Consider the following 22,511-nt stretch of genomic DNA (forward strand, 5'->3'; position numbering starts at 1 on the left):
TCTCAGGGCCGTCAGGTGTGGCTCGCGGGCTTCACCAGGCCGGTCTCGTAGGCGATGACCACCAGTTGTGCGCGATCGTGGGCGCCCAGCTTCGTCATCGTGCGGTTGACGTGCGTCTTCACCGTGTGGGGGCTGACCACCAGGTGACCGGCGATGTCCTCGTTGGACAGACCGGCCCCGACCAGCATCAGGATCTCCCGCTCCCGGTCGGTCAGCTCGGCCAGCCGCCGCGGCGATGGTGAGGTGGGTCGCTCCGGGTGGGACAGGTAGCGGGCGATCAGGCTGCGGGTCGCCGCGGGGGTGAGCAGCGCGTCCCCGCGGTGCACCACTCGCACCGCGTGCAGCAGCTCGTGCGGTTCGGCGCTCTTGCCGAGGAAGCCGCTCGCCCCGGCGCGCAGGGCCTGGAACACGTACTCGTCGATCTCGAAGGTGGTCAGGATCAGCACCCGCACGGCGGGCGCGTCGGCGGTGATCTGGCGGGTGGCGGCCAGGCCGTCGAGCGCCGGCATCCGGATGTCCATCAGCAGCACGTCGGTCTCGCCGGCCCGGGCCAGGTCGATCGCCTCGAAGCCGTTGCGGGCCATGCCGGAGACGGTCATGTCCTCGCTCGACGAGATCAGCGTGGCGAAGCTGGCCAGCAGCAGCGGCTGATCGTCGGCGAGCCCCACCCGAATCACGCGACCGCCTCCGCGAGCGGCGGCCGATCGCCGGCGTGCCGTCCCCCGCTCACGCGGCGGCCTCGGCGGATGGCGACTGGCCATCGGGGCGCCCGGCTCACGCGGGTGTCGGCCGGGCGGTGGGGTGGCGGGGTCATGCGGGTGTGGGCTGGGCGGCGGGGTGGCGGGGTCATGCGGGTGTGGGCTGGGCGGCGGGGTGGCGGGGTCATGCGGCGGCCTCGGTGGGTAGGCGGCAGGAGACTCGGAAACCGCCGAGTGGGCGCGGTCCGGCGGTCAGTGAGCCGCCGAGGGCGGTGACCCGCTCGCGCATGCCGGTCAGCCCGTGTGACTCGGGTCCGACCGGGGCGGGCGGGCCGTCGTTCTCCACCACGATGGACAGCGCCGGGCCGCGGAAGCGCAGCACCACGCGCACCTCGACCTGGCCCGCGTGCTTGCGGGCGTTGGTCAGCGACTCCTGCACCACCCGGTAGGCGACCACGTCGACGGCGGGCGGCAGCGGCCGGTCCTGCTCGCGGCGGCAGCTGATCCGCAGGCCGGCCCGCTCGAACGTGGCCAGCAGGTCGTCCAGCCCGGCCAGCCCGACGGTCGGCTCGACCGGGGCGAGCGGCTCGTCGGGGCGGCGCAGCAGGCCGACCGCGTCGCGGAGCTCGTCCAGCGCCGAGCGGGCGCTCTGCCGGATCTGGTCGAGCGTCTCGCGCTGCGGGGTGGGCTCGTTCGGCAGCACGTGGGCGGCCACCCCGGCCTGCACGTTGATCAGGGCGAGGTGGTGGCCGACGCTGTCGTGCAGGTCGCGGGCGATCCGCAGGCGCTCGGCGGTCACCCGCTCCTGGGCCCGCAGCAGCGCCTCCGCCTCGTAGGCGCGCCGGTTGCGGGATGCCTCCCCGGCCGCCACCGCGAGCCCGCCGAGCGCGGCCAGCGCCAGGTTCTCGGCGCCGAGCCAGCGGCCCGACTTGACCGCGGTGTGGAAGACCCCGATCAGCAGCACGACCGCGGCGGCGATGACGAGCGAACGACGCCGGGTGCCGGTCTCCGCCACCGTGTAGAGCGCGATCAGCGGGGCGGCCAGGATCAGCGTGCCGCCACCGCCGTGCACCCAGGCCAGGTAGCCCTCGGCGCCGACCGTGCTGACCAGCAACGCGGGGTACGGCCGGCGGCGGCGTACCACCAGCGGCGCGCAGGCCAGGGCGGCCAGCCCGGCGGCGACCGGGTCGCGCAGATGATGGGCGGTGCTCGTGGTCAACAGGGCGGCCACCAGCACCGCCACGGCGGTTCCGAGGTCGGCCATCCGCTGCCAGTGGCGCATGCGCTCACGGTACGGCGGGATCCGGCCGGGCGGGATACCGCCGATGCGGTACCCGGAAGATGCCGCGGCCGGGGGACGAGCGGAGGAACGCGTCCGGCCAGAGTCGGGCCATGACCGATGTGGTGTTTCACGGACTGACCAAACGGTTCGGGACGGTCCCGGCCGTACGCAATCTGACCTGCACCATGACGCCCGGGGTGACCGGATTTCTCGGGCCCAACGGGGCCGGCAAGACGACCACGCTGCGGATGCTGCTCGGCCTGGTACGCCCGACGGCCGGCACCGCGACCGTGGGCGGCCGCCGCTACGCCGACCTGCCGCAGCCGCGCCGAGTGGTGGGTGCGCTGCTCGACGCGACCGGCTTTCACCCGGGCCGCACCGCCCGCCAGCATCTGCTGATCTCGGCCGACCAGTCGGGCCTGCCCGCCGGCCGGATCGCGGCGGCCCTCGACCAGGTGGGTTTGGCGAAGGACGCCGACCGGCGGGTGCGGGGCTACTCGCTCGGCATGCGGCAGCGGCTCGGGCTGGCCACCGCGCTGCTCGGCGACCCGGAGGTGCTGGTGCTGGACGAGCCGGGCAACGGGCTCGACCCGGCCGGCCTGGCCTGGCTGCGCGGCCTGCTGCGGGACCTCGGCGCCGACGGCCGCACGGTGATCGTCTCGAGCCACGTGCTGGCCGAGGTGCAACAGATCGCCGACCGGGTGGTGATTCTCGGCGAGGGAACGCTGCGGCATGACGGGCCGCTGGCCGAGATACCCGGGCTCGAGGCGGAGTTCCTGCGGCTGACCGGGGGTGTGGCATGAGCGCGGAGCTGCGCAAGCTGATCACCGCCCGCAGCACCTGGCTGCTGCTGGCGATCGCGCAGCTGGTCGCGATCGCGGGGGTGAGCGGGCTGATGGCACGCCGGGACGATCCGGCGAATGACGCGGCGCAGCGCGGGGCGATCGCGCACGTCGGGCTGGTGGCGCTGTTCGGGCTGCTGATCGGAATCCTGGCGATGGCCGGCGAGTACCGGCATCGGACGATCACCGACACATTCCTGGCCCGGCCGCGCCGCTCACATGTCGTCATGTCCAAAGTGGTGGTATCGGCTCTGGCCGGCGCCGTGTTCGGGCTGCTGGCGTCGGTGACCGCGCTGGTGGCCGACGCGGTGTGGCTGGCCGCCAAGGACTCCTCGATCGACCTGGCCAACGGGGTGCTGTGGCGGACGATGGCCGGCGGGATCGGCTGGAACATCGCGTTCGCGGTCGTCGGGGTCGGGGTCGGCGCGCTGCTGACCAACCTGAGCGCCGCGGTGGCCTCGGCGCTGGCCTGGCTCGCGCTGGTCGAGGGCATCGTCGGCGAGCTGCTCGGCGGTGGCGCGCGGTGGCTCCCGTTCGCGCTCGGCCAGGCGCTGGTCGGGCTGCCCGAAGCGGCGGATCGGCCCGCGGTCTGGCAGGCGGCACTGGTGCTCATGCTCTACGCGGCGCTCTTCGTGGCCGCCGGTATCGGTGTGACCGTGCGACGGGACATCACCTGAGATCGACAGGGGGTACGGTGCTCGCGTGAGCTCACCGACGCCGATGCCCCCGTCAGATCAGGAGCGCGAGCGGGCCGCCGAGATACTGCAGCGCGCCTGCGGCGACGGGCGGCTGACGCTGGAGCAGTTCAGCACGCGGGTCGGCGCGGTCTGGGCGGCCGAGACGCCGGCCGAGATCGAGCGGGCCACCGCCGATCTCGCGCCGACGCCGATCGTCGGGTCGGCGCTGACCATCGACAGCATCACCACGATCTTCAGCGAGAGCAAGCGGCGCGGCCGGTGGCGGCTCAAGTCGCCGCGGCTGTGGCTGCGCACGTTCTTCGGCGCGACCGAGCTCGATCTGCGTGAGGTGATCACCAGCGAGAGCACCATCGAGATCGCCGGACTGTGCCTGTTCGGCCAGGTCACGGTGATCGTGCCGGAGGGGGTCGAGGTCGACCTCACCGGCGCGGTGGTGTTCTCCAGCCACGACCTGCGCCTGGCGCCGGTGCCCCGGGTGCCGGGCACGCCCGAGGTCCGCGTCGACATCGCCACCTGGTTCGGTCAGGTGCAGGTCGTGAGCAAGCCCTATTCAATTCCCGGCTGACGTCATTTCCCGATTGACACCCAGCTGGTCGTGAGCCGGTCCATTTCACTTCCCGATTGACACCCAGACGTCGTCGAGGGCGCCCTGGAACTGGTCGTTGTTGCTGAACGAACCCTTCCCGCCGACGCTGAGCGGGATCTGGTTGTTGACGGCCAGATCGGCCGGGATCGTCATGCCGCCCCGCCGCACGTTGTCGACCAGGATGGTGACCTTGCTTCCGGCCCGGCGGCACTCCAGCCGGTGCCACTTCCCGTCGGCGACGCCGATCGAGCTGAGCGCGAGGTGGATGGCCCGCCGCCGGTCGTCGACGAAGACGCAGCTGGGCCGGCCCTCGGCGCCGTCGATCTGCAGTTTCCACTGGCTGCCGCTGGCCGAGTAGCCCTTCTGCAGCACGTTCTCACCCTTGGTCGTCTCGTCCGAGTCGAGGCGGACCGTGGCGCCGAAGCGGATCGGCCGGGTGCCCGGGTTGAGGTCCGCGGCCGGCCACGCCCGCAGCGCGATCCTCGGACACGGATCGAGACGGCAGGGCGGCGGGAAGACCAGCGCGCTGCCCTTGCCGTGCCGGACCGTGAAGAAGGTGCCGCCGTGCCGGCTGACCGGGGTGAGGTCGTGCCCGTGCCCGCTGACGTCGGCGAGCGGCGCCGGCTCGTCGAACGTGTAGCGCACCAGGTAGTTGGGAGTGACCGCCCGCGGAGTGACCGCCGCGTGTGCGGACGGGCCGGTGAGGCTGAGCAGGACCAGCGTCACCGTGCACAGGATCGCGCGCCGCATCAGCCGAAGGCCGCGAAGCGCCTCTGCGACCGGCCGCCGATCGTCGTGAAGTCACCGCCGGCCGCGACCGTCCTGTGCACCTGGTCGACCGTGATGGTGCGCACGCCGACGACGCCGTTGGCCTGCGGGGCCCATCGGGCGAGCGAGCCGTCGTCGCGTACCGCGGCCAGCTTGACCCGGGAGACCGAGTCGCCCGTGCAGGTCCCGTGCGCGCCGGTGCTGCCGGAGGTGCAGGCACGGTCGAAGTGCCCGCCGACGTACGCGGTGCCGTCCAGCACGGCGATCGCCTGCGCGTCGCCGTCGAAGGTCCGCATCCATCGGGTGTGGCCGGAGCTGTCGTACGCCGCGGCCCGGCCGCCCGGTCCGCCCATCGCCGCGTACACCCGGTTGCCGTCGGCCGCGATCGCGTGCACCACCGCCGGCGGCGTGGGCCGGAAGCTGGTGACGAGCTCGCCGCCGGTCGCGTCGACCGCGGACAGCCGCGGCGTGGACCGTACGTCGTCGGTGCGGTGGAAGCTGCCGCCGACGAAGACCTTCGAGTCCCGGTAGGCGAGGGCGTTGACCGTGTCGTCCACGGTCGGTGTCCAGACCTCGTCGAGATCCCCGTCGGCCAGCGAGAACGCGGCGAGCCGCTCGCGCTCGTGCCGGTCCACGTGACTGATCGTGCCGCCCACGTAGAGTCGGCCGTTGCCGACGGCGAGGGCCCGCGGGCGGCCCTCGATGCCGTGGGCGAAGCTGCCGACCGCGCCGCTGTCGGCGTCGATCCGGGCCAGCGAGTCGCGGACCTTGCCGGAGACGTGGTCGAAGTCGCCGGCCGCGTAGACCGACGAGCCGGAGACGGCGAGCGCGCGGACCGTGTCGTCGGCACGCGGCTTCCAGTCGAGCAGGGCGCCGGTACGCGAGTCGAACGCCGCGAGCCGCTCGCGGGCGACGCTGCGACCGCCGACGATGGTGTTGGTGAAGTCGCCGCCGACGTAGACGGTCGAACCGCGGTACGCGATCGCGTACACCGATCCGTTGAACGCCGGGGCCACCCGCGCGGTCGCGTCGACCGCTGCGTCGGCGGGCTGCGCCACCGCACAGGCCGCCAGGGCCGCGACGCCGGCGATGGCGGCGCGGCGGACATGCTTCGAGATAGGCACGCCGGGCTAACGCGTGTCCCCCGCCGGAGGATGCGACTCCGCTCCGGGGTCGACACGCGGGTTCACGCGGGCGTGTCGGCGGGCAGCGCAATGATCATGGTAAGTCCGCCGCCCTTTTTGACGCGCTTTTGACGCGCGCGCCCTAACCGCGGGTCGAATCCGGTGAAACCATCGGCGCGTGACCACAACAGAGCTCCGGAGCTGGCTACTTTCCGGGCTGAACGAAACAGCGCAGCACCACGAGGGCCCGCACGCCCAGCCGGGCGAGAAGCCGCACGCCTGGTGGAAGGTCATGTGCCTGACCGGCGTCGACTACTTCTCCACGCTCGGTTACCAGCCGGGCATCGCCGCTCTCGCCGCCGGTGTGCTGTCGCCGATCGCCACGCTGGTGCTCGTGCTGGTCACGCTGCTCGGGGCGCTGCCGGTCTACCGCCGGGTGGCGGTCGACAGCCCGAACGGCGAGGGCTCGATCGCGATGCTGGTCAAGCTGCTGTCGTTCTGGAAGGGCAAGCTGTTCGTCCTGGTGCTGCTGGGGTTCGCGGCCACCGACTTCATCATCACGATCACCCTGTCGGCGGCCGACGCGACCGCGCACATCGATGAGAACCCGTTCCTGCCCGCCGCGCTGCACGGGCACGAGGTGCTCATCACGCTGTTGCTGGTCGCGCTGCTCGGTGGCGTCTTCCTGAAGGGCTTCACCGAGGCGATCGGAATCGCGGTCGGGCTGGTCGGCGTCTACCTCGCGCTTAATGTCGTGGTGGTCGCCGACGGCCTGTGGCAGGTGCTGACCCATCCGCACGCGGTCGGCGACTGGACGACCGCGCTGACCACCCAGCACGGCAACCCGCTGCTGGTGGTCGGCATCGCGCTGATCGTCTTCCCGAAGCTCGCACTCGGCCTCTCCGGATTCGAGACCGGGGTGGCGGTCATGCCGCACATCAAGGGCGAGCTGCCGGCCCGGATCCGGGGCGCCAAGCTGCTGCTCACCACGGCCGCCGGGATCATGAGTGTCTTCCTGATCACCAGCAGCCTGGTGACCACCGTGCTCATCCCGCAGCAGGAGTTCGAGCCCGGCGGCGCCGCCAACGGCCGGGCGCTGGCCTACCTCGCCCACGAGAGCCTGGGCAGCGTCTTCGGCACGTTCTATGACGTGGCGACGATCGCGATCCTCTGGTTCGCCGGCGCCTCGGCGATGGCCGGCCTGCTCAACCTGGTCCCGCGCTACCTGCCCCGGTTCGGCATGGCGCCGTCCTGGGCGCGGGCGGTCCGGCCGATGGTGCTGATCTTCACCGGCACCGCCTTCCTGATCACCTGGATCTTCGACGCCGATGTGGACGCGCAGGGCGGGGCGTACGCCACCGGGGTCCTCGTGCTGATCACCTCGGCCGCGACGGCGGTGACCCTCTCCGCCCACCATCGCCGGCAGAAGGGCCGCCGGGTCGCTTTCGGGGTCATCGCGCTGATCTTCGCCTACACCACCGTCGCGAACGTCGCCGAGCGGCCGGACGGCGTGAAGATCGCGGCCTGCTTCATCGGCGCGATCCTACTGGTCTCGCTGCTGTCCCGGGTCTATCGCGCGTTCGAGTTGCGGGTCAGTCAGATCGACGCCGACGAGATCGCGCTGGTATTCCTGCGCGAATGTGGCCGGCGGCAGATCCGGCTGGTCGCCAACGAGCCGGACACCCGCGACGCCCGCGAGTACAGCGACAAGATCGCCCAGATCCTCGCCGACAACGACATGGCCGACGACCGGGACGTGATCTTCGTCGAGGTCACCGTCACCGACGCCTCGGACTTCGAAACCGATCTGCACGTACGCGGGGAGGTCCTGCACCACCGGTACCGGGTGCTGTCGCTGGCCAGTTCGTCGGTGCCCAGCGCACTGGCGGCCCTGCTGCTGTGGATCCGCGACACCGCGCACCGCCGGCCGCACATCTACTTCGAGTGGAGCGAGGGCAATCCGGTCGCCAACATCGTCCGCTACCTGATCTTCGGCCAGGGCGAGGTCGCGCCGGTGACCCGGGAGATCCTGCGCCAGGCCGAGCCGGACCGTAAGCAGCGCCCCCACGTCCACGTGGGCTGACGAGGCGTGCGCGCCGGAGGTAGGGTGCCTATGCGCGCCTCATATTGATCTTCATGAAAGACGCCGGCCGTGACGACAAGCGCCCTGCGAATTGACGATCCGGTTCTGCTCGGGGGTTACGAACTGCTCGCCCGCCTCGGCGAGGGCGGCATGGGCACCGTTTACCTCGCCAAGGGCCGCAACGGCCGGCCGGTCGCCCTCAAAGTCATCAAACCGGAGAACTCCCGCGACGCCGAGTTCCGGGCGCGCTTCCGCAGCGAGGTGGAGAAGGCCCGGCGGGTGCCGCCGTTCTGCACCGCCGAGGTGCTCGACGCCGACCCCGACCACGAGACCCCCTACCTCGTCGTCGAGTACGTGGACGGCCCGAGCCTCGCCGACGTGGTCCACGACCAGGGGCCGCTGAGCGCCGCGACCGTGCACGGCGTCGCGATCGGCGTGGCCACCGCGCTGGTCGCCATCCATGGTGCCGGCATCATCCACCGCGATCTCAAGCCGGCCAACGTGCTGTTCGCGCTCGGCACCCCCAAGGTGATCGATTTCGGCATCGCCCAGCCGACCGTCCCGACCAGCCAGCACACCCGGCCCGACCTGGTGGTCGGCACCCTCGCGTACATGGCGCCGGAACGCTTCGACACCGACCGGCGGCGGCCGCTGACGCCGGCCGCCGACGTGTTCGCCTGGGGTGTGGTCGTCACCTACGCCGCGACCGGCCACCTCCCGTTCGCGGGCGACTCGCCGGCCGCGACCGCCGGGATGATCCTCATTCAGCCGCCCGACCTGGACGGGCTGACCGGCGGACTGCGCGATCTGGTGGCCGCGGCGCTGGAGAAGGACCCGGCCCGGCGGCCGACCGCGGCCGAGCTGCTCGACCGGCTGCTGACCGCGGTGCCGGTCGGCCCGGAGGTGCGGCGGGCGGCGTACGCGGCCCGGGACAGCGAGCGCTCGCGGCGCACCACCCGGCGGATCGTGCGGACGACCGCGGCGGCGTGCGCGCTGGTGCTCGCCGCCGGGGTGCCGGCCGGGATCGTGATGCGGCAGCGCGCGGCCGACCGGCAGGACGCGGCGGCAGCCCTGCGGGTGGCCCGCACCGCGGTGGCGGACAACCTGGTGACCCAGTCCCGGGATGTCCGGCCGACCGACCCGGGGCTGTCGCTGCGGCTGGCGGCCACCGCGATGAGCCTGACGCCCGGCGAGAGCACCCGGGCCAACCTGACCGACGCGCTCGACAGCGGCTACCTCGGCGAGATCCCGGCGCGCAAAGCGGTCTCGGTGGCCCGGTACCGGCCGGACGGGAAGGTCGTCGCCCTGGCCGGCACCGACGGGACGCTCACCTTCTGGGCGGGCGACACCCCGGTCGGCACCTTGAACACCCGCGACCAGCTCCTCAACGACATCGCCTTCAGCCCGGACGGCAAGACGCTCGCGGCGATCGGCAAGCGGCTGCAGCTGTGGGACGTGCACGACCTCGGCGCGCCGCGGCTGCTGAGCTCGGCCGCGGCCGACGGCGGCGACGGGCGGCTGGTCGAGTTCGCCGGCCCGGGCAAGCTGGTCGCCGGCGCGGGCGCGGCCTTCACGATGTGGGACCTCGCGGACCCGCAGCACCCCCGGCGCCTCTGGCGGGTGGGCGGGCCGGACGGGTACGCCGGCGCCGCGGCCGCGAACGGCGCACGCGGGCTGTACCTGCTGGAGACCGACGACAATGTCACCGTCTTCTCCGGCACCGGGCAGGCCAAGCCGCACGAGGTCGCCCACTACGACAAGCTGGGCTCGGTCCGGGACATCGCGATCAACCCGGCCGGCACGCTGGTCGCGATCGCGTTGCAGTCCGTGGACAACCCGGTCTGGCTCTACGACCTGAGCGACCGCGCCGTGCCCCGCCGCCTGGTCTATCCCCCCGATGCCACGCACGCCGTCCGGGTCGCCTTCGCGCCGGACGGCAGCCGGCTGGCCGCCGTCGACGACGATCGGCACGTGACGCTGTGGGACGTCCGGAACCCGTCGATGCCGATCCTGACCGGCACCCGCGACGGCAACGGCGACGCGGTGACCTCGGTGACCTTCGCACCCGGCGGCGGGACCCTGCTCACCACCAGCCTCGGTGTCACCCGCACCGCGATGCTGTGGAGCACCGCGAGCCCGCTCGCGCCGGCCCGGATCGCCTCGGTCGTGCAGCCCGGACCGGTCGAGTCGCTGGACGTGTCGGCGACCGGCACCCTGGCGGTCGAGTCGAGGACCGGCCAGGGGTCGGCGGTGGCGTCGTGGGACGTCGCCGACCCCGCGCATCCCCGCGTCGTCAGTCGCCCGGCCGCGGTGCATGAGAACGCGGCGAACGGTGGAGCGGTGCGGATGAGCCGGGAACAGCCGACGGTAGCGCTCGTCGGGAGAGGGTTGTGGGAGTTGGGCGGCAGCCACCCGCGGCGGCTGCTGCCGGCCGGGGTCGCGGTCCGCGACTTCGACCCCGCCGCCGGGCTCGCTGTCGTCGACTCCGGGACCGCTCCGATCCTCTACGCCGTCGCGGCCGATCAGGCTCCTCGTCGGCTCGCCTCGATCCCGATGCCGAAACCGAGCAGCGCCTCCTTCGTCCGTGGCCGCAAGGAACTGGTGGTGATGTCCAGCGTGCCGGGCGAGGACGAGGTGATCTCGCTGTGGGACCTGACCGACCCGGCTCATCCCCGGCACCTGTCGTCCCGCCAGTACGCGGGCTTCGGCGCCGGCTCGGCGGCGAGCGCCGACGGGGCCGCGATCGCCTACTGGACCATCGAGGAGGTGCACCTCTGGCGGCCCGACACCGGCGCCGACACGCTGCTGCTCTCCGGTGCGACGCGCCGCCGGCTGGGCGGGAGCGGGCAGATCCTGGGGGCGGCCTTCGCCATGGACGGGTCGGTGCTCGCGCTGAGCACCGCCGAGCGGGTCGAGCTGTGGAGCGTGCCGGCGACCGGCCAGGCGGCCCTGCTCGCCGTGCTCCGGGGGCAGTTCGACGGGACCGCGACCGGCCGCGACCGCCCGATCTTGGCGGTCGGCGACGGCGCGTACGTGAACATCTGGGATCTGGATCGCACGACAACCACGCTGCGCGACCCGTTGCCGGCGGCCTGCCGCCTCGGCGGCGGCCTGACCCCGGCCGAATGGCCGCGGTACGTGAAGGACCTGGCCTACACACCGGCCTGCTGAGGCGGCACGCGGGACGGATGTTGCGAAGTTTCCTCAACCGCACCGGGACCCCGTCGATAGACGCTCCATGTGGCGACGTAGCGGTGCTCGGCGGGGGACGCGATCGGTATCGCGGCTCTTCGCCACCTATGCCGTCGCCAGCCTGCTGCCGGTCGGAGCGCTCGGCGTGCTGTTGCTCTGCGGAGTCCGCGACGACGCCGCCAAGGCGGGCACGGACCAGGGCAAGGCTCAGGCCGCGGTGATCGCCGAGATGGCCGTCGCCCCGGCCCTGGACGACGCCGACCTGGCCCGGGGCCTCACCGCCGGGCAGCGGGACAGCCTCGCCAAGTCCACCGACCTGGCCGCGTACCACGGCTCGGTGCTGCGGATGCTGCTGCGCAACTTCGACGGCCAGGTGGTCTTCTCGGACAACGGCTCGACCTCCGGCGGGGTGCCGGTCAGCGACCCGGCATTCGTGTCGGCCTCGATGGGGACACCGACGGCCACCCTGGTCAAGGCCGCCGACGGGTCGGACAAGCAGCTCATCCGGGTGTTGCAGCCGGTCGTTGCCCGGGCGTCCGGCGAGGCGATCGGCGTGCTGGAGTTGTATCTCCCGTACGACCTGATCGCCGCGAACCTGCACAAGCAGGTCGTCGGCTCCTACCGGCGCCTCGGCATCGGTCTCGGCCTGCTCTACCTGGCCATCTCTCTCATCTCGTGGTCGACCACCCGCTCGCTGCGCCGGTACGCGGTCCGGCAGGCGCACGAGGCGCTGCACGACGTGCTCACCGGCCTGCCCAACCGGGAGGCGTTCCGGCAACAGGCGACCGCCGCGGTGGCCGACCGGCGGGACGGCGCGGTGGTGGTCGTCGACCTCAACCGGTTCAAGGAGGTCAACGACACGCTCGGGCACCACGCCGGCGACGAGCTGCTGCGGGTGATCGCCAACCGGCTGCGGGGCGCGCTGCGCGCCGAGGACGCCGTGGCTCGCCTCGGCGGCGACGAGTTCGCGCTGATCCTGCCGGGTCTGGACGCGGCGGCCGTGCGCGCGCTGCTCGAACGGGTTCGCGCCGAACTGACCCGGGAGGTGGTGCTGGACGGCGTGCCGCTGACCATCGAGGCGAGCTTCGGCGTCGCGCTCTACCCGGCCCACGGCGAGGACGTCGAGGTGCTGCTGCGGCACGCGGACGCGGCCATGTACCAGGGCAAACGGGGCACCGCGGACATCGTGGTCTACGCCGGGGAACGGTCGGCGCATCCGACGCAGTGGCTGGTCGTCCAGGCCGAGCTGCGGCACGCGCTGGAGCGGGACGAACTGGTGCTGCACTACCAGCCCAAGGTGCGGCTGTCCGACGGCGTGGTGACCGGAGTGGAGGCGCTGGTGCGCTGGCAGCACCCGGAGCGAGGGCTGCTGCCGCCGGCCGCGTTCCTGCCGGCCGCCGAACAGTCCGGGCTGATCGAGCCGCTGACCGCGTGGGTGCTGCACCGGGCGCTGGCCGACCAGCAGGAGTGGACGGCCGCCGGGCGGCCCTGGACGGTCTCGGTGAACGTCTCGGCCCGCAACCTGGAGTCGCCCTCGTTCGCGTCGTTCGTGACCGGGCTGCCCTCCGCGTCCGGCCGGCTCATTCTCGAGATCACCGAGACCGCCGCGGTGGATGACGAGGAGACGGCTCAGGAGGCGGTGCGGGCTCTGGCCGCGGCCGGCATCGGGATCTCGGTGGACGACTTCGGCACCGGATACACCAGCCTGGGTCGGCTGCGCGGCGTTCCGCTCACCGAGATCAAGATCGATCGGAGCTTCATCGACACCGTGCTCACCTCGACCGAGAACCAGGCGATCGTCCGCTCGGTGATTGCGCTCGCGCACGGCCTGGGCTGCCGGGCCACCGCCGAGGGCGTGGAGACCGCCGAGGTGGCGTCCTGGGTCGCGGCGGCCGGCTGCGACGAGGCGCAGGGATATCTCTACTCGCGGCCGGTGCCGTGGAAGCAGGTGCCAACCATGGAGGCGGTCCGATGAAGAAGATCGTGGCGACGGCCGGCGCCGTCCTGCTGCTGGCTCTGTCGGCCGGCTGCGGTTCGTCCGGCTCCGCGTCGGGCGGCGACGCGATGGACACCACCATCCGGTTCGACCAGGCGTTGCACGACAAGCTGCCGCAGCCGGTGCGGAACACCAAGAGCATCCGCTTCATCACCGACGCAAGCTATGCGCCGATGGAGATGTTCGCGCCGGACGGCCGCACGATCGTCGGGTTCGAGGCCGATCTCGCCGACGCCCTCGGCCGGGTCCTCGGTGTGCGGGTCGAGATGGTCAACGGGACGTTCCAGACCGCCTTGGCCCAGGTCGCCGACGGCACGTTCGACGGCATGCTCTCGGCGGCGACCGACACCCCCGCGCGGGAGAAGAAGGTCGATTTCGTCGACTACTTCTCGGCCGGCACGTCGATCGTGGTGCAGCGCGGTAACCCGGCCGGGGTCACCGGGCTGGACACGCTGTGCGGGCAGATCGTGGCGGTCGAGCAGGGCACCACCCAGGCCGAGATGGTGGATCGCCTGCAGCAGAAGTGCGGCGCCCGGCCGATCCGGATCAGTCGGTCGAAGACCCACGCCGACGCGCTGCTGCAGCTGCGGACCGGGCGGGCGGCCGCGGTGCTCGACGACTACCCGGCCGCCATGTACCGGGCCGCGGACAGCCGGACGGGCAGCTACTTCGAGCTGGCCTCGCACGCGCAGTACGAGCCGGGCCTGTTCGGCATCGCGGTGGCCAAGGAGAACACCGCGCTGCGGGACACGTTGCAGGCCGCGCTGAACCAGCTGATCGCCTCCGGCGCGTACGGCGACCTGTTGGCCCGGTGGAACCTGAGTGGCGGAGCAGTCACCTCCGCCGTCGTGAACCGGGGTCACTGACTACACGCTTGTGTAGTACGCTACACATGTGAGTAGCGCCAGCGACCTGACGGCTCGTGCCCGCATCCGGGACGCGGCCATCGAGCTCTTCGCCGACCGTGGCATCGAGGGCGCCACGATCCGCGACATCGCGCAGCAGGCGGGCGTTTCGTCCGGCCTGCTGCGGCACCACTTCGGGTCCAAAGAGGGCCTGCGCGACGCCTGCGACGAGTACGTGCTGAGCGAGCTGATGCGCCTCGGCACCCGCTTCACCGAGTTCCAGACGATCGAGGCCATCACCCCCGAGACGCTGCGCCAGCAGCGGTACATCACCCGCTCGGTGCTGGACGGCTCGCCGGCCGGCACCGCGATGTTCGACCGTCTCATCGAGTACGGCGAGCGCTGGCTCGCCACCACCGACCTCAAGATCGAGGACCCGAAGGCATTCCTCGCGCTGCTGAGCGTCATGAAGATGTCCATGCTGACCTCCCGCGACCTGCTGAGCCGGGTGCTCGGCGTCGACACCGGCGAGCCCGAGGGCTTCGCCCGGGTGCTGCGCGCGTCGCTGGAGATCTTTTCGACCCCACTGGTCACCCCCGAACAGGCCGATCTGGCGCGCGGGGCGCTGGAGCGGCTCCACTCCACCGAGGAGCAACCATGACCGAGGCCATCGATGCCGAGGGACTGATCAAGCGGTTCGGCCAAATCACCGCCCTCGACGGGCTCGACCTGCGGGTGCGCACCGGCGAGGTGCACGGCTTCCTCGGCCCCAACGGCGCCGGGAAGACCACCACGATTCGGATCCTGCTGGGCCTGATGCGCCACGACGGCGGCTCGGTCAGCCTGCTCGGCGGCGACCCGTGGTCGGCCGCGACGGCGTTGCACCGCCGGCTCGCGTACGTGCCCGGCGACGTCACGCTCTGGCCGAACCTGACCGGCGGCGAGGTGATCGACCTGCTCGGCCGGCTGCGCGGCGGGCTCGACCCCCGGCGCAAGGCCGAGCTGCTCGAGCGGTTCCAGCTCGACCCGCGCAAGAAGGGCCGCACCTACTCCAAGGGCAACCGGCAGAAGGTGGCGCTGGTCGCCGCGCTCGCCTCCGACGTCGAGCTGCTCATCCTGGACGAGCCGACCAGCGGCCTCGACCCGTTGATGGAGGAGGTCTTCCGCGACATCATCCTGCAGGAGAAACGCCGCGGCGACCGGACGGTCCTGCTCTCCAGCCACATCCTCGCCGAGGTCGAGGCGCTCTGCGACCGGCTCACGATCATCCGGGACGGCCGCGTGGTCGAGACCGGCACCCTCGACGACCTGCGACACCTCACGCGTACCTCGATCCAGGCCGAGCTGACCGGCCCGCCGGACGGCTTGGCCACCATGCCCGGGGTGCACGACCTGCGCACCGAGAGCGGCAAGGTCCGCTTCGATGTGGACGCCGACGCGCTCGAGCCCGCCCTGCAGACCCTGGTCAAGGTCGGCGTGCGCAGCCTGGTCAGCCAGCCGCCGTCGCTCGAGGAACTGTTCCTGCGCCAGTACCAGCGGGACGAGCAGTGACCGGGACCGGCCGGCTGATCCGGCTCATCCTGCGTCGTGACCGGGTGGTCCTGCCGATCTGGATCCTGGTCTTCGGCCTGCTCCCGGCCGCGTACTACAGCTCGTTCGAGGGTCTGTTCCCGACCGACGCCGAGCGGATCGGCTACGCGCGGGTCTCCGCCGACAACGCCGGCTTCGTCGCCCTCTACGGCCTGCTGCACGGCGACTCGTTCGCGGCGCTCACCAACTGGCGGGCCGGCTTCGTGCCCGTGATGATCGGCCTGGTCGTGCTGCTCACCGTCATCCGGCACACCCGCACCGACGAGGAGGCCGGTCGCACCGAGCTGATCGGCTCCGCGGCGATCGGCCGGCACGCCCCGCTGGCCGCCGCGCTGATCACCGCGGCCGGCGCGTCCCTCCTGATCGGACTGCTCACCTTCGCCGGCCTGGTCGGCAAGAGCGGCTCGGTGAGCGGCTCGCTCGCGTTCGGCGCCGAGTTCGCGGCGGCCGGCTGGATCTTCGCCGGGATCGCGGCGATCACCGCCCAGCTGACCAGCAGCGCCCGCTCGGCCCGCTCGATCGCCATCGTCGCGCTCGGCGTCTCCTACGCGCTGCGGGTCGGCGGCGACATCTCCGCGCTCGGCACCGGCAGCCTGTCCTGGCTCTCCTGGATCTCCCCGCTCGGCTGGGTGACCCGGATCTTCCCGTACGGCCCGCTCAACTGGTGGCCGGTCGTCCTGTCGGTGCTGCTCACGGTCGTCGCGGTCGCCGTCGCGGTCTATCTGCGCGGCCGGCGTGACCTGGGCGACGGCCTGTTCGCCGCGCGCCTGGGCAGGGCAACCGCAACACCATCATTGCGTACGCCACTGGCGCTGGCCTGGCGCCTGCACCGTGGCCTGCTCGTCGGCTGGACCGTCGGCCTGGGCCTGCTCGGCCTGATCTTCGGCGGCGTGGGCGGCAGCGTCCTCGACATCGCCAAGGACAACAAGGGTCTCTCCGACATCTTCGCCCGCCTCGGCGGCTCCACCGAGATCGTCGACAGCTACTTTGCCGGCACGGCCGGCCTCGTCGGCCTGATCGCCGCGTGCTACGCCGTCCAGGCCACCCTCCGCCTGCGCGACGAGGAGACCACCGGCCACGCCGAGGCGGTGCTGGCCACGTCGGTGCCCCGCCTGACCTGGGCCGGCAGCCACCTGATGTTCTCCCTGCTGGGCCCGGCGCTGGCGCTGCTCGCCGAGGGCGTGGTCACCGGCCTGGTCTACACCCAGGGCAACTTCGCCCACATCGTCGGCGGCGTCCTGCTCCAGCTCCCGGCCGTCTGGGTGCTGGCCTCGGTGGCCGTGCTGCTCTTCGGGGTGCTGCCGCGCTGGTCGGCGGCGGCGTGGGCGGCGTCGGCGGCGTGCCTGCTGATCCTGCTGGTCGGCGAGACGCTGCGGCTCAACCACTGGCTGCTCGACATCTCCCCGTTCACGCACGTCCCGCACCTGCCGGGCGGCACCGTCTCGGCGACACCGGTGCTCACCCTGCTCGTGGTGGCGCTGGTGCTGGGTGCGGTGGGCCTGGCCGGGCTGCGCCGCCGCAACCTCCCGGACTGAGCCGGGTCAGGAGCGCTCGGCCAGCCGTTCCTCGTGGTCCAGCTCGCGCTCCAGCACCCGCAGCCCCTCGTCGGTCAGGTTGCCCGCGTCGCGGCGGCGCAGCAGCTCCTCACGCTGCGCCTCGATCACCTCGCGGCGGACCGCCAGCGCCGCCTCGTACTGGGGGGAGACCGGGACCTCGTCCGAGTCGGACTTCTCGATCAGGTCGAGGCGCTTGCGGTAGCGCTCCAGCCGTACGGTCAGCTGCTTGCGCATGTTCTCGATCGCGCGGTCCTCGATGTGGTCGTGCTTCTCGTGCTGGATCTCGTCGAGGCGTTCCAGCGCGGCCTTCACCGCCGCCGAGCGGGACTCGTTGCGCTCGCGGGCCAGGTCGGCCTTGTTCGCCCTCAGCCCGAGCCGGCGCACCAGCGGCGCGAAGGTCAGGCCCTGGCCGAGCAGGGTGACCAGCACGACCACGAAGGCGCAGAACTGCAGCAGATCGCGGTCGGGCACGGTGGACTTGAACGTGAAGACCGCGGCCAGCGTGATGACGCCCCGGGTGCCGGCCCAGCTGAGGGCCACCACCTCCCGGCTGTTGAGCGCCTTCTCCTCGTGCCGCTCATCGATCAGGCCGCCCAGCCGGGAGTGCATCCAGCGGGGCAGCAGCTGGGTGAGGACCAGCCAGAGCGGGCGCAGCAGCAGGACCACGCCGACCGAGACGGCCACCGCGATCCAGATCGTGCTGGTCGCGTACTCGTCGAGCCGGCCGACCACGTCGCGCAGCTGCTGGCCGATGAGCAGGAAGACCAGGCCCTCCAGCACGAAATCGACGAGCCGCCACACCGCGGTGGTCTGCAGCCGGCTGGCGCCGGACGAATGGCGGGGCGCGTCGTGCCCGATGATCAGACCGGCCACCACGACGGCGAGCACGCCGGAGACGTGGATGCGCTCGGCGAGCAGATACGCGACGAACGGGGTCATCAGCGAGATCACGTTGGCGCTCAGCGGGTCTTCGCGCAGGTGCCGCAGGGCGCGGACGACGTACGCGACGAGCATGCCGGCCACCACGCCGCCGGCCGCGGCGATCACGAACTTGCCCACCGCGGTAGGGAAGGAGAAACCCTCGCCCTCGACCGAGGCGATCGCCACGCTGAGGAGGGTGAGCGCGGTCGCGTCGTTGAGCAGGCCCTCGCCCTGGATCAGGGTGATCATGTTGCCGGGCAGGGCGGCCCGGCGGCCCACGGCGAGGGCGGCGACCGGGTCGGGCGGGGCGATCGCGGCGCCCAGGGCCACGCCGGCGGCGAGGGTGGCGCCCGCGACCCACAGGTGGAAGCCGACGCCGACCAGCATCGCGGTCGCGAGCACGAGCAGCACCGACAGGCTGATCACGGTGCGCAGGTTGTGCCGGATGTCCAGCAGCGAGGAGTCGAGCGCCGCGCTGTACAGCAGCGGCGGGATCACGAAGGTGAGGATCAGCGCGGGGTTGAGGGGGATGTTCGGCCCGGGCAGCAGCGAGTAGGCGATCCCGATGAGCGTGAGCAGCGCGGCGGACGGAAGTCCGGTCCGCCGCGCCACCCATCGCATCGCCACGATGACGGCCAGGGCCGGCAGGCCGAAGAGCAGGATCTCGTCAGGGTGATGCACGAGATCCATCTTCGGTCAACGCGGATCGATCAGTACCGGTAGTGCTCGGGCTTGTACGGGCCATCCACGTCCACGCCGAGGTATTCGGCCTGCTTCTTGGTGAGCGTGGTCAGCCGGACGCCGAGCGCGTCCAGGTGCAGCCGGGCGACCTTCTCGTCGAGGTGCTTGGGCAGCACGTAGACCTGCTTGGCGTACTCGCCCGGCTTGGTCCACAGCTCGATCTGGGCCATCACCTGGTTGGTGAACGAGTTGGACATCACGAAGCTGGGGTGCCCGGTGGCGTTGCCCAGGTTCATCAGCCGGCCCTCGGAGAGCACGATCACCGAGTGGCCGTCGGTGAAGCGCCACTCGTGCACCTGCGGCTTGATCTCGACCTTCTCGATGCCGGGGACCTTGGCGAGCCCGGCCATGTCGATCTCGTCGTCGAAGTGGCCGACGTTGCCGACGATCGCGTTGTGCTTCATCGCCTGCAGGTGCTCGACCCGGATGATGTCGGTGCCGCCGGTGGTGGTGATGAAGATGTCGGCCTCGCCGACGACGTCCTCGAGCCGGGCCACCTGCATGCCGTCCATCGAGGCCTGCAGCGCGCAGATCGGGTCGATCTCGGTGACGACCACCCGGGCGCCCTGGCCGCGCAGCGTCTCGGCCGCGCCCTTGCCGACGTCGCCGTAGCCGCAGACGACGGCGAGCTTGCCGCCGAGCATCACGTCGGTGGCCCGGTTCAGGCCGTCGACCAGCGAGTGCCGGATGCCGTACTTGTTGTCGAACTTGCTCTTGGTGACCGCGTCGTTCACGTTGATCGCCGGGAAGAGCAGCGTGCCCTCCTTGGCCAGCTTGTAGAGCCGGGCGACGCCGGTCGTGGTCTCCTCGGTGACGCCGCGGATGTCGGCCGCCACCTTGGTGAACTTCCGCTGGTCGGCGGCGAGCGACGCGCGCAGCGTCTCCAGGATGATCCGGTACTCGTGGTTGTCGTCCTCGGTCGCCTGCGGGACCGCGCCGGCCGCCTCGAACTCGGCGCCCTTGTGGACGAGCAGGGTGGCGTCGCCGCCGTCGTCCAGGATCATGTTGGGGCCGACCCCGTTGCCGAAGTCGAACAGCCGCATGGTGGCCCACCAGTACTCCTCGAGCGTCTCGCCCTTCCAGGCGAAGACAGGTACGCCGGCGGGGGCGTCGAGGGTGCCGGTCGGGCCGACCACGACCGCGGCGGCCGCGTCGTCCTGGGTCGAGAAGATGTTGCAGGAGACCCAGCGGACCTCGGCGCCGAGCGCGACCAGCGTCTCGATCAGCACGGCGGTCTGCACCGTCATGTGCAGGGAGCCGGCGATCCGGGCGCCGCGCAGCGGCTGGGACGCTCCGTACTCCTTGCGCAGCGACATCAGGCCGGGCATCTCGTGCTCGGCGAGGCGCAGCTGGTGCCGGCCGGCCTCGGCCAGCGACAGGTCAGCGACCGCGAACTCCAGGCCGTTGACAACCCGCAGCTTTTCGGACATGAAGAGGGCTCCTCCCTCATCAGGAGGCGCCCTTGCGTCAGCAAGCTCCGACCGAGCGTGGCGGATCACCAGTGTCGATCAACTTGCTTGATCAAACGGCCATCCGTTGCAGCGCCTCTCGGCCAGGCCTTTACAGGGTACCAAGAGACTGGGATTCTTAGCCGCCCCATGTGAATCGACTGGCAGGGTAGGCAAGTGCCAGAGGCGCTACCCCGGGTGTTTCGGCCCAGGACCATCCGCGTGCAGTTAACGCTCGCCATCACGGCGGTAGTCGCCCTCGTGGTGGCGCTCGCCGGGCTGGCCATCGTGCTGTTCGCCGATCACCGCGACCGCGCCGACGTCGATCAGGCGCTCGCCGCCCGGGCGGCCCAGGTGCGCACGACGGCCGCGAAGACCGGGAAGCTGGCGACCGACGGCTCCTTCGCCGTACGCCTGGTGCAGGGCACCAATGTTCGCGCCCAGATCGGCTCGACGACAAAGTTCTCGGCCCCGGTCAAAGACGGCTATACCACCGTCACCGCCGAGGACGGATCACACTGGCGGTCGTGGGCGGAGAAGCTCAAGACCGGCGTGCAGATGCAGGTCCTGATCAGCCTCGAGGAGGTCGAGAGCCGACATGACGGAAATGTCCGGATGATTGATCTCATAGTGCTGCTGGCGGCCGTGGTTGCCGCGGCCGGAACGTGGCTGGTCGGCGGCCTGGTGCTGCGGCCACTGCGGCAGCTCGCGCAGGGCGCTCGCGAGATCGACCCCGACGACGCCGGCACGCGGCTCCCGGCGGTGACAGGTCCGCCCGAGGTCGCCGAGCTGGGCGAATCGCTCAACGGCGCGATCGACCGCCTGCACGAGCGGGTCGACACCCTCTCCCGGACCGGCGCCACCGCGGTCGACGACGAGCTGGCCGGCGATCTGGTCAAGGCCGTGGCCGAGCTGCGCTTCCCGCTCGCCGAGCTCGGCGAGGGGCTCGACCAGCTGCTGGACAACCCCGAGATGCCGGCCACCCAGCGGCACCTCTACCTCGCCTCGATCCAGACCGAGTACCGCCGGATCGTCACCCTCGTGGACGAGCTCGAGGCCCGCGCGGCGTCACGCTAACGCGCGAACACACATCAAAGTCCTTCCATAAAACCTCAAAAAAACTCCTCATCCTGTACGCGTGAAGCACCCGCACCGGATTCGGGAGATCGCCCGTCAGGCCGGCCTCAGCGAGGCCACCGTGGATCGCGTGCTGCACCTTCGGGGCGGAGTGCGGGAGAGCACCGCCCGCGAGGTCCACCAGGCCATCGCCGCCCTCGGCCAGGAACAGGCCGGGGCCCGGTCGGCGTACCCGATCGACGTGGTCTTCCCGGGACCGCCGCGCCTCACCACCGTCGTCCGGCAGGCGCTCGAGGCGGAACTGCCGGACCTGCGCCCCGCCGTACTCAAGCCGCGGTTTCATTTCGGCGATGCCGACCCGGTGGCCGTGCTGGAGCGGATCGGCCGCTCGCACTCGCGGGGCGTGATCCTCAACGCCGCGGACCGCCCCGAGGTGGTCGAGGCGGTGGGCCGGCTGACCATGCCGGTGGTCACGCTCGGCGCGGATCTGCCGGCGAGCGGGCGCGTCGCGTACGTCGGCATCGACCACGCCGACGCCGGGGCGACCGCCGCCTACCTGGTCGAACGGTGGCTGGCCGAGCGGGCCGGCGACGTCCTGCTGGTCCGGGGTGCCGAGCCCGATCGCGGCGAGCCCGACCGGGCGGCCGGCTTCCGCGCCGAGATGGCGGCGCGCGCCCCCAACCGCCGCCTCCTCGAGGGCGACGCCCGTGCGATCCTGGCCGACAACCCGTCGGTGCGTGCCGTCTACGCCCCGGCGATCGGCGGCACCACCGCGGTCGTCGACGCGTTCGCGGCCGAGCGCCGCAACTATGACGTCTTCGTGGCGCACGGCCTCGACGCCGAGAACGCCGGCCTGCTGCGCGGGCACCGGCTTTCCGCCGTCCTGCACCACGATCTGCGCGCCGACCTGCGGCACGCCTGCCTCACGATCCTGCGCGCGCAGGGCGCGCTGGCCGGGCCGATCCGCTCGCGCCGCTCCTCGATCCAGATGATCACGCCGTTCAACCCGCCCGAGGCGTAAAGATTCTTCCGGCGGCGGTCCGGATCCGGTCCGGCCGTTCGTC

General features: G+C 72.0%; 18 protein-coding genes. 12 read left to right on the forward strand and 6 right to left on the reverse strand.

Going from position 1 to position 22,511, the window contains the following annotated elements; translation table 11 throughout:
* Window positions 1–11: 11 nt before the first annotated feature.
* A complete protein-coding gene (locus tag ODJ79_RS05070) occupies window positions 12–677 on the reverse strand; it encodes a response regulator transcription factor (RefSeq protein WP_263022138.1) in 666 nt (221 codons plus the stop codon).
* Between the two features lie 205 nt (window positions 678–882).
* Complete coding sequence (locus ODJ79_RS05075; RefSeq protein ID WP_263022139.1) at window positions 883–1,980, reverse strand: sensor histidine kinase; 1,098 nt, start codon at window positions 1,978–1,980, stop codon at window positions 883–885.
* A 110-nt stretch (window positions 1,981–2,090) separates the two neighbouring features.
* Between ODJ79_RS05075 and ODJ79_RS05080 the strand changes: the two genes are divergently transcribed.
* From ODJ79_RS05080 to ODJ79_RS05090, 3 genes are read left to right on the forward strand one after another with little or no spacing between them, the layout of a single operon-like run.
* Window positions 2,091–2,783 (forward strand): ABC transporter ATP-binding protein, encoded by a 693-nt coding sequence (locus ODJ79_RS05080; protein WP_263022140.1) that lies wholly within the window; start codon window positions 2,091–2,093, stop codon window positions 2,781–2,783.
* On the forward strand, window positions 2,780–3,499 hold the full coding sequence (locus ODJ79_RS05085) for a hypothetical protein (protein ID WP_263022141.1): 720 nt from the start codon (window positions 2,780–2,782) through the stop codon (window positions 3,497–3,499). The genes ODJ79_RS05080 and ODJ79_RS05085 overlap by 4 nt, the downstream gene beginning before the upstream one ends.
* A gap of 25 nt (window positions 3,500–3,524) precedes the next feature.
* Window positions 3,525–4,085 carry a DUF1707 domain-containing protein gene (locus tag ODJ79_RS05090; RefSeq protein ID WP_263022142.1) on the forward strand — a complete coding sequence of 187 codons (561 nt, stop codon included), beginning with the start codon at window positions 3,525–3,527 and terminating at the stop codon, window positions 4,083–4,085.
* 45 nt (window positions 4,086–4,130) lie between these two features.
* On the opposite strand, the gene ODJ79_RS05095 is transcribed toward ODJ79_RS05090, so the two are convergent.
* Window positions 4,131–4,856 (reverse strand): LamG domain-containing protein, encoded by a 726-nt coding sequence (locus ODJ79_RS05095; protein ID WP_263022143.1) that lies wholly within the window; start codon window positions 4,854–4,856, stop codon window positions 4,131–4,133.
* A complete protein-coding gene (locus ODJ79_RS05100; protein ID WP_263022144.1) occupies window positions 4,856–5,998 on the reverse strand; it encodes a hypothetical protein in 1,143 nt (380 codons plus the stop codon). Before ODJ79_RS05100 ends, ODJ79_RS05095 begins: the two co-directional genes overlap by 1 nt.
* Window positions 5,999–6,176: 178 nt before the next feature.
* Here ODJ79_RS05100 and ODJ79_RS05105 point away from each other — a divergent pair, with 178 nt between their 5' ends.
* From ODJ79_RS05105 to ODJ79_RS05135, 7 genes are all read left to right on the forward strand, one after another.
* Window positions 6,177–8,081 (forward strand): amino acid transporter, encoded by a 1,905-nt coding sequence (locus tag ODJ79_RS05105; protein ID WP_263022145.1) that lies wholly within the window; start codon window positions 6,177–6,179, stop codon window positions 8,079–8,081.
* Between the two features lie 69 nt (window positions 8,082–8,150).
* Window positions 8,151–11,252 (forward strand): WD40 repeat domain-containing serine/threonine protein kinase, encoded by a 3,102-nt coding sequence (locus ODJ79_RS05110; RefSeq protein ID WP_263022146.1) that lies wholly within the window; start codon window positions 8,151–8,153, stop codon window positions 11,250–11,252.
* Window positions 11,253–11,319: 67 nt separating this feature from the next.
* A complete protein-coding gene (locus ODJ79_RS05115; RefSeq protein WP_263022147.1) occupies window positions 11,320–13,248 on the forward strand; it encodes a putative bifunctional diguanylate cyclase/phosphodiesterase in 1,929 nt (642 codons plus the stop codon).
* Window positions 13,245–14,135 carry an ABC transporter substrate-binding protein gene (locus tag ODJ79_RS05120; RefSeq protein WP_263022148.1) on the forward strand — a complete coding sequence of 297 codons (891 nt, stop codon included), beginning with the start codon at window positions 13,245–13,247 and terminating at the stop codon, window positions 14,133–14,135. The genes ODJ79_RS05115 and ODJ79_RS05120 overlap by 4 nt, the downstream gene beginning before the upstream one ends.
* A 28-nt stretch (window positions 14,136–14,163) precedes the next feature.
* The gene (locus ODJ79_RS05125; RefSeq protein WP_263022149.1) at window positions 14,164–14,775 is read left to right on the forward strand and encodes a TetR/AcrR family transcriptional regulator; all 612 of its coding nucleotides are present in this window, start codon (window positions 14,164–14,166) and stop codon (window positions 14,773–14,775) included.
* On the forward strand, window positions 14,772–15,665 hold the full coding sequence (locus ODJ79_RS05130; protein ID WP_263022150.1) for an ABC transporter ATP-binding protein: 894 nt from the start codon (window positions 14,772–14,774) through the stop codon (window positions 15,663–15,665). The genes ODJ79_RS05125 and ODJ79_RS05130 overlap by 4 nt, the downstream gene beginning before the upstream one ends.
* On the forward strand, window positions 15,662–17,239 hold the full coding sequence (locus ODJ79_RS05135; RefSeq protein ID WP_263022151.1) for an ABC transporter permease: 1,578 nt from the start codon (window positions 15,662–15,664) through the stop codon (window positions 17,237–17,239). The genes ODJ79_RS05130 and ODJ79_RS05135 overlap by 4 nt, the downstream gene beginning before the upstream one ends.
* Window positions 17,240–17,245: 6 nt before the next feature.
* On the opposite strand, the gene ODJ79_RS05140 is transcribed toward ODJ79_RS05135, so the two are convergent.
* Both ODJ79_RS05140 and ahcY read right to left on the reverse strand, forming a co-directional pair.
* Window positions 17,246–18,871, reverse strand: coding sequence for a Na+/H+ antiporter (locus ODJ79_RS05140; RefSeq protein WP_263022152.1), 1,626 nt, complete (start codon window positions 18,869–18,871; stop codon window positions 17,246–17,248).
* A gap of 20 nt (window positions 18,872–18,891) precedes the next feature.
* Window positions 18,892–20,352: an adenosylhomocysteinase gene (gene ahcY / locus ODJ79_RS05145; RefSeq protein WP_263022153.1), complete on the reverse strand. Its 1,461-nt coding sequence runs from the start codon at window positions 20,350–20,352 to the stop codon at window positions 18,892–18,894.
* 240 nt (window positions 20,353–20,592) lie between these two features.
* Between ahcY and ODJ79_RS05150 the strand changes: the two genes are divergently transcribed.
* Together ODJ79_RS05150 and ODJ79_RS05155 are read left to right on the forward strand one after the other, a co-directional pair.
* Entirely contained in the window at window positions 20,593–21,447 is an 855-nt protein-coding gene (locus ODJ79_RS05150) for a HAMP domain-containing protein (RefSeq protein WP_263022154.1), read from the forward strand.
* A gap of 61 nt (window positions 21,448–21,508) precedes the next feature.
* Entirely contained in the window at window positions 21,509–22,468 is a 960-nt protein-coding gene (locus tag ODJ79_RS05155) for a LacI family DNA-binding transcriptional regulator (protein WP_263022155.1), read from the forward strand.
* Window positions 22,469–22,511 lie beyond the last annotated feature (43 nt).

This window comes from Actinoplanes sp. KI2 (assembly GCF_025630775.1).
In the GTDB taxonomy this organism is placed as follows: Bacteria; Actinomycetota; Actinomycetes; order Mycobacteriales; family Micromonosporaceae; genus Actinoplanes.

Coding starts and splice junctions, on each gene's coding strand:
- ODJ79_RS05130 (WP_263022150.1), top strand. CDS start 14,772: ATGACCGAGGCCATCGATGCCGAGGGACTGATCAAGCGGTTCGGCCAA.
- ODJ79_RS05095 (WP_263022143.1), bottom strand. CDS start 4,856: ATGCGGCGCGCGATCCTGTGCACGGTGACGCTGGTCCTGCTCAGCCTC.
- ODJ79_RS05140 (WP_263022152.1), bottom strand. CDS start 18,871: ATGGATCTCGTGCATCACCCTGACGAGATCCTGCTCTTCGGCCTGCCG.
- ODJ79_RS05120 (WP_263022148.1), top strand. CDS start 13,245: ATGAAGAAGATCGTGGCGACGGCCGGCGCCGTCCTGCTGCTGGCTCTG.
- ODJ79_RS05115 (WP_263022147.1), top strand. CDS start 11,320: ATGTGGCGACGTAGCGGTGCTCGGCGGGGGACGCGATCGGTATCGCGG.
- ODJ79_RS05075 (WP_263022139.1), bottom strand. CDS start 1,980: ATGCGCCACTGGCAGCGGATGGCCGACCTCGGAACCGCCGTGGCGGTG.
- ODJ79_RS05080 (WP_263022140.1), top strand. CDS start 2,091: ATGACCGATGTGGTGTTTCACGGACTGACCAAACGGTTCGGGACGGTC.
- ODJ79_RS05085 (WP_263022141.1), top strand. CDS start 2,780: ATGAGCGCGGAGCTGCGCAAGCTGATCACCGCCCGCAGCACCTGGCTG.
- ahcY (WP_263022153.1), bottom strand. CDS start 20,352: ATGTCCGAAAAGCTGCGGGTTGTCAACGGCCTGGAGTTCGCGGTCGCT.